This window comes from Albidovulum aestuarii, assembly GCF_029961185.1.
Taxonomy (GTDB): Bacteria; Pseudomonadota; Alphaproteobacteria; order Rhodobacterales; family Rhodobacteraceae; genus Albidovulum; species Albidovulum aestuarii.
Genome location: NZ_JASBQQ010000001.1, coordinates 293,087 through 304,555, shown reverse-complemented (window position 1 = coordinate 304,555; position 11,469 = coordinate 293,087). Strand labels below are relative to the sequence as shown.

The 11,469-nt window shown below is 58.4% G+C and carries 8 protein-coding genes and 4 pseudogenes; 7 read left to right on the top strand and 5 right to left on the bottom strand.

The genetic code is table 11. From position 1 onward, the window contains the following. Positions 1-134: 134 nt before the first annotated feature. The 3 genes and pseudogenes from QKW60_RS01530 to QKW60_RS01520 form a co-directional block, all read left to right on the top strand. Positions 135-808: pseudogene (locus QKW60_RS01530) on the top strand (IS6 family transposase); the annotation flags it as partial. Between the two features lie 232 nt (positions 809-1,040). Continuing rightward, entirely contained in the window at positions 1,041-1,670 is a 630-nt protein-coding gene (locus QKW60_RS01525; RefSeq protein WP_282365902.1) for a helix-turn-helix domain-containing protein, read from the top strand. A 150-nt stretch (positions 1,671-1,820) separates the two neighbouring features. Further along, positions 1,821-1,985 (top strand): annotated as a pseudogene (locus tag QKW60_RS01520) (IS3 family transposase); the annotation flags it as partial. A 119-nt stretch (positions 1,986-2,104) separates the two neighbouring features. Here QKW60_RS01520 and QKW60_RS01515 read toward each other — a convergent pair. Next, positions 2,105-3,034 (bottom strand): LysR family transcriptional regulator, encoded by a 930-nt coding sequence (locus tag QKW60_RS01515; RefSeq protein WP_282365901.1) that lies wholly within the window; start codon positions 3,032-3,034, stop codon positions 2,105-2,107. 295 nt (positions 3,035-3,329) lie between these two features. Between QKW60_RS01515 and QKW60_RS01510 the strand changes: the two are divergent. Both QKW60_RS01510 and QKW60_RS01505 read left to right on the top strand, forming a co-directional pair. Then, a pseudogene (locus tag QKW60_RS01510) lies at positions 3,330-3,440 on the top strand (IS5/IS1182 family transposase); the annotation flags it as partial. A 147-nt stretch (positions 3,441-3,587) separates the two neighbouring features. Continuing rightward, a pseudogene (locus QKW60_RS01505) lies at positions 3,588-3,926 on the top strand (ATP-binding protein); the annotation flags it as partial. 547 nt (positions 3,927-4,473) lie between these two features. Here the strand turns inward: QKW60_RS01505 and glnT are convergent. From glnT to QKW60_RS01480, 4 genes are read right to left on the bottom strand one after another with little or no spacing between them, the layout of a single operon-like run. Continuing rightward, positions 4,474-5,802, bottom strand: coding sequence for a type III glutamate--ammonia ligase (glnT, locus tag QKW60_RS01495; protein WP_282365899.1), 1,329 nt, complete (start codon positions 5,800-5,802; stop codon positions 4,474-4,476). 32 nt (positions 5,803-5,834) lie between these two features. Beyond that, the gene (locus tag QKW60_RS01490; RefSeq protein WP_282365897.1) at positions 5,835-7,163 is read right to left on the bottom strand and encodes an FMN-binding glutamate synthase family protein; all 1,329 of its coding nucleotides are present in this window, start codon (positions 7,161-7,163) and stop codon (positions 5,835-5,837) included. A 9-nt stretch (positions 7,164-7,172) separates the two neighbouring features. After that, on the bottom strand, positions 7,173-7,868 hold the full coding sequence (locus QKW60_RS01485) for a GXGXG domain-containing protein (protein WP_282365895.1): 696 nt from the start codon (positions 7,866-7,868) through the stop codon (positions 7,173-7,175). Between the two features lie 19 nt (positions 7,869-7,887). Then, positions 7,888-8,784, bottom strand: coding sequence for a class II glutamine amidotransferase (locus QKW60_RS01480; RefSeq protein ID WP_282365893.1), 897 nt, complete (start codon positions 8,782-8,784; stop codon positions 7,888-7,890). A 374-nt stretch (positions 8,785-9,158) separates the two neighbouring features. Between QKW60_RS01480 and istA the strand changes: the two genes are divergently transcribed. Next, complete coding sequence (gene istA, locus QKW60_RS01475) at positions 9,159-10,688, top strand: IS21 family transposase (protein WP_282365892.1); 1,530 nt, start codon at positions 9,159-9,161, stop codon at positions 10,686-10,688. Continuing rightward, a complete protein-coding gene (istB, locus tag QKW60_RS01470; protein ID WP_282365891.1) occupies positions 10,678-11,469 on the top strand; it encodes an IS21-like element helper ATPase IstB in 792 nt (263 codons plus the stop codon). The genes istA and istB overlap by 11 nt, the downstream gene beginning before the upstream one ends.

Genomic DNA, 11,469 nt, shown 5'->3' with positions numbered 1-11,469 from the left:
TTTTGCGCCGCCCGCGACCGCACTGCGCCGCCGCTACCGTGGCCGAGTATTGCTCCGCCGTTCACAATCTTGACCGAAGTGTGCTGGAGGATCGAGGGTCCCGGTAGGTTGGGGCGCCTTCTGGTGGGCGTAAGATGAAATCGTCCAAAGGCGCTCGGTTGCCGAAGGAGGCCATCCCTTTCGCTGTCTTCTTCTGCGTTCGCACACGGTGTTGTACCGGGACCTAGAAGAGATCCTCGGGGAGCGCGGCGTGCCGGTGGAGCAAGCGACGCCCAATCGTTGGGTCGCCAAGTATTCCCCGCAGATTGCCGCAGAAGCACATCGCCGGAAGTCTCCGGCAGATCGTTCTTAGTAGATGGATGAAACCTATATCCGGGTGAATGGCGAGTGGGTTTAGCTATACCGAGCAGTCGACAAGTTCGGCAAAATCCTGGACTTGATGCTGTCGAAGCGCCACTATAAACTAGCGGCGACCAAGTTCTTTGCCCGGGCCTTGGAGGTGAACGGCCTGCCTTGCAAGATCGTCATTGACCGCAGCGGAGCCAACACCGCAAGCCTCAACGCGGTCAACCGCATGCTGCGGAGCTTTGGATGTCAGATCCTGATCGAGATGGTCCGGATAAATTATCTGAACAACATGGTCGAGCAGGATTACCGAACGATCAAGAAGCGGATCCGGCACATGCTTGGCTTCAAGTCCTTCGCATCAGTCTCAGCCACACTCGAGGGCATCGAGGTGGCGAATATGATCCGCAAGGGTCAGCTGACGCCAGGATTGTGCCCATTTGCCCAGTTCGTGGCATTGGCCGCAAAGCAGGAAGAGATCAAAGTCCTGTTCTGCTCAATGCAGAAGTTTGCGACAGAATCGTTACCGGTCATGGGCGATTGAACTTCTGGCAGTTCGATATTAGTAATAAATAAAAGAGGCTCTGCTCTGGCATTCTTAGAAAATAACCACAGGTTTCTGGTTAAATGAAACGCTTTTCTGCGGTCGCCAAGGCATTTTTCGTCGACACCGTGATATGTTGAAGGAGCTGGAGATGAATGCTTCGAAACTGGCGCAGGATCCACATCGAGCGCGCGGAGAGCGTGAGAACGTGCTCGAGATCGCGATCGGCGGCGAAATTCGTGCATTTCGTCATCAAGCTGGCATGACGGTTGCCGTCCTTGCCAAACGGACCGGCCTTTCGATTGGCATGTTGTCGAAAATTGAGAACGGAAACATCTCGCCATCGCTGTCGACGCTGCAAAGCCTTTCGTATGCCCTAAACGTCCCGTTGACACTGTTCTTTCGCCGTTTCGAGGACGTGCAAGAGGCCGTGCATACAAAAAGCGGCGAGGGGCTCGAGATCGAGCGCCAGGGTACTCGTGCGGGGCATCAATACAAGCTCTTGGGCCATCTCGGGCAAAACTCCTTCGGCATCCAGGTGGAGCCTTACTTGATAACTCTGACCTCGGAATCCGACGTCTTCCCGACCTTTCAGCACGAAGGGGTCGAAACGCTCTACCTGCTTGAAGGAGAGATCGAATACCGTCATGGGCAGAACACCTATCGGCTGGGGCCCGGCGATACGCTTTTTTTCGACGCGGACGCACCGCACGGGCCGAGAAAGCTTCACAAGCTGCCGGCCCGTTTCTTGTCAATCATCGCCTACCCGCAGGCAAGATGAATTAATGCGGGAAGAAGCCGCGAGAAGTTGGCTGGCCGTCATCAAACTGCGCCAAGTTGTGGGATTGTACGATTCAGCGAGACATCTTCGATAATCTCCGTTTCGGAGAGGGAGGATGTATTTCATGACCAGCGATCAGCGAGAGATCCGCCGCACTCTTCGCTCGGCTACCAAACCCCGGCGGCCTTCGCCCAAGACCTCACCGCAACCGGCTCCGAGGCTTCGCTCGATATGGGCTGCGCGTCTCCGCCGGTTGCTCAACCCGCGCCTGATGGCGTAACTGAAACGGCCAAGGCTCTGATCGCCGCTGGATGAAAGTTCAGTGGCAGGTCAACAACGGCAAGACGCCTTACGAAGCCCTCAGAGAGAAGCTATAATCAAACAAACCGGTGTCTCGCCAGATCGATCATGTTACACTCTGAACAATAAAGTTGCTAAGCTACAATTTCCTTGCGGAAATACTCTATCAGGGCGTTTTGCACCCGATTAAAAGGAGCTTTCGGGTTCGTGATCAAATATATGTTCGAAACCGGAGCGTGCTTTTCATCCATCAATTCGTGCAAGCTACCTTGGCGAACAGCCGATGCAGCGAAAGCTGTGGGCAAAAAGCAAACACCAACACCCAGCTCTGTCAGACGCCGAGCTTCTTCAAGATGTTCAGACAAACCTGCAATCTGCTTTCCGAGCCCCCATTTCTGTCTGAACTTGATCAACTCAAGAGGTTCATCAGCACCAGTCAGAATGTGTCTGTGCATCGCCAATTGAGAAGGGGACGATATCTCTTTCCCATAGAGCGGATGCGATCTACCGCAATACGGTATGTAGACCTCAGAAAAAAGCAACTCGTAACAAAGATCAGGAAGATGCTGACTTGCCGGTCCAATGCCTGCTTCAACTTCATTTCGCATGACATTTCGTTGGATAACGTCCCAAGTGGAAATGGCGATAAACAGCTCAACGTTTGGGTGGTCGTTGTGGAAATTCTTTAATGGACGATTTAACCTGTCGTTCACCAAATTTGTGATCATCTGAATCCGAACCCGCCCACGAAGTTCTTCGACCGCCTGATTGAGCGTATTGGGAATTCTGCTGATCGCATCAAAAATCTGTTCGCTGACGTCTGCGACTATCTTGCCGGACTCAGTTAGCTCAAACCCCCCCGGACCACGTTTACATAGAGAAGTATTGAGATGCTCTTCAAGTCGGTGAAGTGCCATGCTAACTGTTGGCTGGCCTTTGTTTATCTGACGGGCAGCTTCCGACACACCACCGGCCCGAGCAATATTGTGGAACATGCGGATAAGTTTCCAATCCAATGATTGCGCAAACCGTTTACCAGTCTTCGGCTCCACTTCTTGTGACATAATACAAGAACTCCATCTTTGGCACAGCCAGCAAAAAATGCACTGCTTTTTGGTGCGATTTGGTCGGGAGAATCTAAATCAGTTCGTCATTACATGCCAACGGACTCTGTTCCAGAAATCCCGTGAGGGATTCATCTCGTGAATCCAGCGTGGTAGCTGGGTGCATGAGCAGATCTACACCTACGATGTACAGGACCAAGAACAGGCCAAGCTACAATGAAGTGCTCAAGTGTCTAGAGTCAGGACTCACAACCAATAGATGACGGTCGCGGCCAGAGCGCAGGCCGAGAGGAACATGTTCGCTCGCTTGAAGGACTGGCGGCGCATCGCCACCCGCTACGACCGCTGCCCGATCCTGTTCCTCTCGGCCTGCGCTCTGGCCGCGACCGTCATCTATTGGTTGTGAGTCCTGACTCTAGCCCCCTGTGTCTGGGCCACCGATTTGGGCTTTCACTAAGATAGGGGTCTTGACCCAGAAAACTGATCCGAACCGAGTGCGAATTTTCAGGCACATTTCCGGAAGGAGAGGAGTGCCCAGATGCCGAAGAAACGATTCACGGACGAACAGAGTGCGTTTGCGCTGAGGCAGGCGGAGACCCGCGCTGGCAAGCCGGGCCGGCTTGCGGACTATCTCACCCGTCTCGACTTCGTCATCCTCGACGAACTCGGCTATCTGCCCTTCGCGCAGGCCGGCGGACAACTCCTCTTCCACTTCATCAGCAGCCTCTACGCACGCACCTCGGTCATGGTCACCAACAATCTCGCCTTCGGCGAATGGCCTTCCGTTTTCGGCGACGCCAAGATGACCGCCGCGTTGCTCGACCGGCTCACCCGCCACTGCGAGATCATCGAGACCGGCAATGACTCCTGGTGCTTTAAGAACCGCGCCTGATCTCGCCGACGCAAGGGGGTCAGTTTTGCAAGCCAATTGACACTCCGTCTTCGATGTGACGAAGCGCATGGTTGGAAGCAGAGCGGCAACGACGATCGCCTCGGCATCGGCGGAGTCATTCTTCAGCCTCTTCACGATCGGCTTCACATAGACCGGTGGTATCAGGTGCACTTCGTGTCCGAGCATCGCGAACTCGCGCCCCCAGTGATGCGCCGTCGCGCACGCGTCCATGGCGATGACACATCGCGGAACCTGCGACACAAACCCTAGCTAATGGCCGCGGGAAAACCTCTTGCGAAATACGACGGACCCGATGCGGTCGACACTGTGCAGGTGGAAACTACATTTTGCCAGATCGATCCCGACAATCGTAACCTCGGACATGGATGCTCTCTCCTTCTGTGACGGCTTCAACACTCATCACATTGGCACATTGCGATACCGCCCGATGGGGGCATCCACACCATCAATTGAGCCACCTGGAGTCACAAATCCACACAAAAAACGCCGCCCGAAAGGGCGGCGGAGGTACGCGGGGAGGTAGGTGTCAGATATCCAGCGTGTGATCGTGTTCCCACCGCGTGAAGTGGGATACGAAGCTGTTCCATTCCTTGTGCTTGAGCTTGAGGTAGGCTGAAGAGAATTCCTCGCCCATTGCCGCCTTCAACGACTTGTCCTTGTCGTATTCGCGCAGCGCATCAAGCATGTTCAGCGGCAGTTTGGGCGCGCCGCGAACCTTATGGCCTTCGGTATACATGTCGATATCCCAGCGGCGGCCCGGATCGGCCTTGCTGCGGATGCCGTCGAGCCCGGCGGCGATGATAACGGCCTGCAGCAGGTAGGGGTTCGCCGCACCGTCGGGCAGCCGCAGTTCGAACCGGCCGGGCCCGGGGACACGCACCATATGGGTGCGGTTGTTGCCGGTCCAGGTCACCGTATTCGGCGCCCAAGTAGCCCCCGACATGGTGCGCGGCGCGTTGATGCGCTTGTAGCTGTTGACCGTCGGGTTGGTGATCGCCGCAAGGGCGCTCGCATGTTTCATGATCCCGCCAAGGAACCATTTGCCGCGCTCTGACAGGCCGACCTCGCCGGTTGGGCCATCGCCCTTGCCGGCAAAGACATTTGTCTTGGACTTGGCGCCCGGTGCGTCCCAGACCGAGATATGGGCGTGGCAGCCATTTCCGGTCAGCCCCTCGATCGGCTTGGGCATGAAGGTGGCGCGGAACCCGTGCTTTTCGGCCACCGACTTGGTCATGAACTTAAAGAAGGAATGCTTGTCGGCGGTGACCATCGCATCGTCGTAGTTCCAGTTCATCTCGAACTGGCCATTCGCGTCCTCGTGGTCGTTCTGGTAGGGGCCCCAGCCGAGTTGCAGCATGTAATCGCAGATTTCCTTGATCACATCATAGCGGCGCATGACCGCCTGCTGGTCGTAGCAGGGCTTATCGGCGGTATCGAAGGGGTCGCTGATTTCCTTGCCGTCCGGGGTCAGCAGGAAGAACTCCGCCTCGATCCCGGTCTTGACATGCAGGCCCTCGGCTGCGGCCTCGTCGATCAGGCGGCCGAGCACGTTGCGCGGCGCCTGGGCGACGCCCTTGCCCTCCATCACGCAGTTCGACGCAAGCCAGGAGACTTCGGGCTTCCACGGCAGCTGGATGACCGACGAGGAGTCGGGCACGGCTAGCATGTCGGGATGAGCTGGCGTCAGGTCGAGCCAGGTGGCAAAACCCGCAAAGCCCGCGCCATCCTCCTGCATATCGGCGATGGCCTCGGCCGGGACCAGCTTGGCGCGCTGGCCGCCAAAGAGGTCCGTGTAGGAGATCATGAAGTATTTGACGCCGTTTTCCTTGGCAAATCTCGCCAGGTCCTTGACCATTTTCTTTTTCCTCCCTGTTCGTCTGTGGCGGCTTACAAGCCGTTCTTTCCCGGATACCAGTCGGTGCCCGCCAGCGGCACACGCGCCATGGCGGCGGCTTCCAGCGTCAGGGCGCAAAGGTCCTCGGGTTCGAGATTGTGCAGATGGTTCTTGCCGCAGGCCCGTGCGATAGTTTGCGCCTCAAGCGTCATCACCTTGAGGTAGTTCTTGAGCCGCCGCCCGCCCAGAACCGGATCAAAACGATTGTATAGCTCGGAATCCTGGGTGGTGATGCCGACCGGGTCTTTACCCTCGTGCCAGTCGTCATAGGCACCGGCGGTGGTACCGAGCTTCTGGTACTCGGCCTCGAAGGCCGGATCGTTGTCGCCGAGCGCAATGAGCGCCGCCGTTCCGATGGCGACGGCATCAGCGCCAAGCGCCATGGCCTTGGCCACATCGGCGCCGGTGCGGATGCCGCCCGAGACGATGAGCTGCACTTTTCGGTGCATGCCAAGATCCTGCAGAGCTTTTACCGCCTGCGGAATACAGGCCAGGATCGGCTGGCCGACTTGCTCGATGAAGACATCCTGCGTTGCCGCCGTGCCGCCCTGCATCCCGTCCAGCACCACCACATCGGCCCCGGCCTTCACCGCAAGCGCGGTGTCATAATAGGGCCGTGCGCCGCCGATCTTCACATAGATCGGTTTTTCCCAATCGGTGATTTCGCGCAGCTCGAGGATCTTGATCTCCAGATCGTCGGGGCCGGTCCAGTCGGGATGACGGCAGGCCGAGCGCTGGTCGATCCCCTTGGGCAGGTTCCGCATCATCGCGACCCGGTCCGAGATTTTCTGGCCCAGAAGCATGCCGCCGCCGCCGGGCTTGGCACCTTGACCGACCACGACCTCGATCGCATCGGCGCGGCGCAGGTCATCGGGGTTCATGCCGTAGCGGCTGGGCAGATATTGATAGACCAGCGTCTTTGAATGGCCTCGCTCTTCCTCGGTCATGCCGCCATCGCCCGTGGTGGTCGAAGTCCCTGCGGCCGAGGCGCCGCGCCCCAGCGCCTCTTTTGCCGGGCCCGAAAGCGCGCCGAACGACATTCCAGCGATGGTAACCGGGATATCGAGGTGGATCGGCTTCTTGGCAAAGCGGGTGCCGAGCCAGACATCGGTCGAGCATTTTTCGCGATAGCCCTCCAGCGGGTAGCGGCTGATCGAGGCGCCGAGGAAGAGAAGATCGTCGAAATGCGGCAAGAAGCGCTTGGTGCCACCACCGCGGATATCATAGATGCCGGTCGCCGCGGCGCGGCGGATCTCGGCGTTGACGGCATCCGAGAAGGTATAGCTCTTGCGTGGCGGGGTATGCGGAAATTCGCTGGTCATGTCGGGGCCTCAATACGCGTCGGCGTTGTCGATGTTGAAATTGTAGAGCTTGCGGGCGGAGCCATAGCGCCGGAATTCCTCCGGCTTGGCCTTGCCCTCCGCCTCGCCCCGGCGCAACAGGTCTTCCAAAAGCTCGTAATGTTCGGGCCGCATCTGCTTTTCGATACAGTCCGCACCAAGGCTTTTCACCGTACCTCTCACGAACATCCGGGCTTCGTAGAGCGAATCTCCCAGCGCGTCCCCGGCATTGCCCAGAACCACAAGGTTGCCCGATTGCGCCATGAAGGCCGACATATGGCCGATATTGCCATGCACGACGATATCGATGCCCTTCATTGAGATGCCGCAACGCGACGAGGCGTTACCCTTGATCACCAGAAGCCCGCCGCGTCCGGTCGCGCCGGCATATTGGCTTGCATCACCATCGATGATCACGGCGCCTGACATCATGTTCTGCGCCACGCCGGGTCCGGCCGATCCCTTGATCCGCACGGTCGCATGCTTGTTCATCCCGGCGCAGTAATAGCCGGTCGAGCCATGCACGGTCACATCAAGTGGCGCGTCAAGCCCCGCCGCGATGGCATGCGAGCCGCGCGGATTGACGATGTCCCAGGCAGTCTGGTTGGTTTGCCCCTTAAGCGCGTGGAGGGCCGAGTTCAGCTCTCTCAGGCTTTGGGCCGAAAGATCGAAGGTCTGTTTGCTCATTGTCTCGGCATTCCCGTTTTCAGTGATTCCAGAAATAGACGGTCGAGGGCTCGGGCTCCCACACACGGGCATTGTCGATCCCGGGCAGGTTGACCAGCGCGCGGTATTCACTGCCGAAGGCCACATACTGGTCAGTCTCGGCCATGACGGCAGGCTTGCATGCGATCGGGTCGCGGATGACGCCAAAGCCGTCCTTGGTGCCAACAACGAAGGTGAAGAAACCGTCGATATCGTCGATGGTCGATTCCAGCGCCTCGCCCAGCGTCGCGCCCTCGCGCATCTTCCAGGTCAGATACGCGGCGCCAACCTCTGTGTCGTTCTGAGTCGCGGTCTGGATGCCCTCACGCGCCAGCTTGCGGCGCAGCGAATTGTGGTTCGAGAGTGAGCCGTTATGGACAAGGCACTGGTCCGATCCGGTGGAGAACGGATGCGCGCCCAGCGTGGTCACAGCCGATTCCGTTGCCATGCGGGTATGGCCGATGCCATGGGTACCCTTCATCTTGGCCAGATCAAACCGCGCTGCCACATCCTTGGGCAGGCCGACCTCCTTGTAAATCTCAAGGCTGTCGCCCGCACTCATCACGCGAACGTCGGGGCACAGATGTGCAAGGGCCGAGCGCGCGGCTTCGACCTGATTCATTGGCAATTCGATGACCGCATGGGTACTTTTGACCTTCAGCGCGACGGGTTTGCCGATTGCTTCTTTTAGGTCCTTGTCGAGCGTCGCGAAATCCGCACTCGGGTTCGCCGACTGGACAGTGATCTTGGCAAGCCCGTCATCGGGCCGCGAATAGATGGCAATGCCGGCGCTGTCCGGCCCCCGATCCGTCATGGTGATCAGCATATCCGTCAATAGTTCGCCGAGCTTCGGCTCCAGCGCCGGGTCTTTGATAAAGAGACCAACGATTCCGCACATTCTCGCCTCCCTAGGCAGCACGATTCTTTCATGTATCGAGAGTAGTCAAACAATGAATCCTGTCAACCAAAAAGAAACATATATTCCTTTTTAGAAAATTTGTTAGGAGCTTCATCGGGTTTTGTCGCAAACTTCTGCGTTTGGCCCGAGAGGTGTCATTTCGTGACCTTGAATAGATCATGGCCGAGCGGGGCGTCATTCTCGATCATGCGACGCCGAACCGCAGGGTGGGCGTTGTCACGTTAACTGGATAGTGATTGCTGTTGATTTCCGCTGAGAAGTGACCCGGTAGCCCCCCAAATTTCCACCGAGAATTGACCCATGTGAACACGTTGCCCTGACGGATTCGGTCGGGGAGATATGGAGTGATCGACATGGGGTTTTTGAGTGTTATCCGACGCTGGGCATTGCGTGACAAAATGCCGATCCGCGAGATTTCACGGCGCACGGGCCTGTCTCGCAACACCATCAGGAAGTACCTGCGCGAGGGCGTGGTCGAGCCGAAGTTCAAGGCACCACCTCGTCCGAGCAAGCTGGATCCTTATGCGGATCGGCTGTCAGCCTGGCTGCTGGCGCAGACGCGGAAGTCGCGCAAAGAGCGGCGGACCGTGACGCAGATGCACGCTGATCTGGCCAAGCTCGGGTACGACGGCTCCTACGGTCGCGTTGCGGCCTTCGCCCGGGCCTGGCGGGCCGATCGGCACCGGGCAGAGCAGACGACCGGGCGCGGCACCTACGTTCCCTTGGTGTTTCAGCCCGGCGAGGCATTCCAGTTCGACTGGAGCGAGGACCGGGCCAATATCAGCGGAGAGCGGACCAAGCTGCAGGTCGCCCATATCAAGCTGTCGCACAGCCGGGCGTTTCTGGTGCGGGCCTATCCGCTGCAAACCCATGAGATGCTGTTCGACGCCCACTGGCATGCGTTCCGCGTCTTCGGCGGCGTGCCCGGCCGCGGGATCTATGACAACATGAAGACGGCGGTGGACCGTGTCGGTCGCGGCAAACAGCGCGACGTCAATGCCCGCTTCAAGGCCATGGCCAGCCACTACGTCTTTGAACCTGAGTTCTGCAACCCGGCTGCGGGATGGGAAAAGGGACAGGTCGAGAAGAACGTGCAGGATGCGCGCAACCGCCTGTGGCAGGTCATGCCAATCTTCAAGGATCTGGATGAGCTGAACCAGTGGCTGGAGGACCGCTGCATTGCTCTATGGGCCGAGACACAGCACCGGGACCTGCCGGGCACGATTGCCGACATATGGGAAGCAGAGAAGCCGATGTTGATGGCGCTGCCTCCGGCCTTCGATGGGTTTGTGGAGCAAAGCAAACGAGTGTCACCGACCTGCCTGATTACCTTCGAACGCAATCGCTACAGCGTGCCGGCCAGCTTCGCGAACCGCCGTGTCAGCCTGCACGTCTACCCCGAACGGCTGGTCGTGGTGGCCGAAGGCCAAACCGTTTGCGCCCATGAGCGCATCATCGAGCGGTCGCACCACAAGCCAGGCAGGGTGGTCTATGATTGGCGTCATTATCTTGCTGTGATCCAACGCAAACCCGGCGCCTTGCGCAATGGTGCGCCATTCGTCGAGATGCCGGACGCCTTCCGCCGCCTGCAGGATCACATTTTGCGCAAGGAAGGCGGTGACAGGGAAATGGTCGATATCCTGTCGCTGGTTTTGTACCACGATGAAAACGCCGTTCTGTGTGCTGTCGAACTGGCGCTGGACGCCGGAGTGCCTACCAAGACGCATGTCCTGAACCTCCTGCACAGGCTGATCGACAAGAAGCAGACTGATCTGCCCGAAATCGACCCGCCAGACGCTCTGATCCTGGACATGGCACCGAAAGCCAATGTCGATCGCTATGATGATCTGAGACAGGCCAGGGAGAAGCGCCATGCGTCATGATCCTGCAGGCGCCTCGATCGTGATCATGCTGCGCAGCCTCAAGCTTTACGGCATGGCGCAAGCCGTCGATGACCTGGCTGCCCAGGGCGCACCAGCCTTCGAAGCGGCAACGCCGATATTGTCCCAACTGCTCAAGGCGGAAATGGCCGAACGGGAAGTGCGCTCAATCGCCTACCAAACCAAGGTGGCGCGCTTCCCATTCTACAAGGACCTCGCAGGCTTTGACTTCAAATCCAGCGACATCAATGAAGCCACCGCCCGTCAATTGCACGGTGGCACCTTCATGGAAAACGCCGAGAACGTCGTGCTGATCGGCGGACCAGGCACCGGCAAGAGCCACATCGCCACCGCCATCGGCGTCCAGGCCATCGAGCATCACGGGTGCAAGGTGCGCTTCTACTCGACCGTCGAACTCGTCAACGCACTGGAGCAGGAAAAGGCGCTCGGGAAAGCCGGCAGATTGGCCGAAATGCTCACAAAGATCGACTTGGTCATCCTCGACGAGCTCGGATACCTGCCGTTCAGCTCATCCGGCGGCGCGCTGCTCTTCCACCTCCTGAGCAAACTCTACGAGCGCACCAGCGTGATCATCACCACCAACCTCAGCTTCTCCGAATGGGCCCAGGTCTTCGGCGACGCAAAGATGACCACCGCACTCCTCGACCGGCTCACCCACCGCTGCCACATCCTGGAAACCGGAAATGACAGTTACCGCTACAAAGCCAGCTCAGAGGCCGCCAAGAAAAAGAGAAAGGAGACGCCCACATTGACCACAACATGA

Excerpts from the sequence above, each read along its gene's own strand:
- QKW60_RS01525 (WP_282365902.1), top strand. The coding sequence starts at position 1,041 with ATGAATGCTTCGAAACTGGCGCAGGATCCACATCGAGCGCGCGGAGAG.
- QKW60_RS01515 (WP_282365901.1), bottom strand. The coding sequence starts at position 3,034 with ATGTCACAAGAAGTGGAGCCGAAGACTGGTAAACGGTTTGCGCAATCA.
- glnT (WP_282365899.1), bottom strand. The coding sequence starts at position 5,802 with ATGGTCAAGGACCTGGCGAGATTTGCCAAGGAAAACGGCGTCAAATAC.
- QKW60_RS01490 (WP_282365897.1), bottom strand. The coding sequence starts at position 7,163 with ATGACCAGCGAATTTCCGCATACCCCGCCACGCAAGAGCTATACCTTC.
- QKW60_RS01485 (WP_282365895.1), bottom strand. The coding sequence starts at position 7,868 with ATGAGCAAACAGACCTTCGATCTTTCGGCCCAAAGCCTGAGAGAGCTG.
- QKW60_RS01480 (WP_282365893.1), bottom strand. The coding sequence starts at position 8,784 with ATGTGCGGAATCGTTGGTCTCTTTATCAAAGACCCGGCGCTGGAGCCG.
- istA (WP_282365892.1), top strand. The coding sequence starts at position 9,159 with ATGGGGTTTTTGAGTGTTATCCGACGCTGGGCATTGCGTGACAAAATG.
- istB (WP_282365891.1), top strand. The coding sequence starts at position 10,678 with ATGCGTCATGATCCTGCAGGCGCCTCGATCGTGATCATGCTGCGCAGC.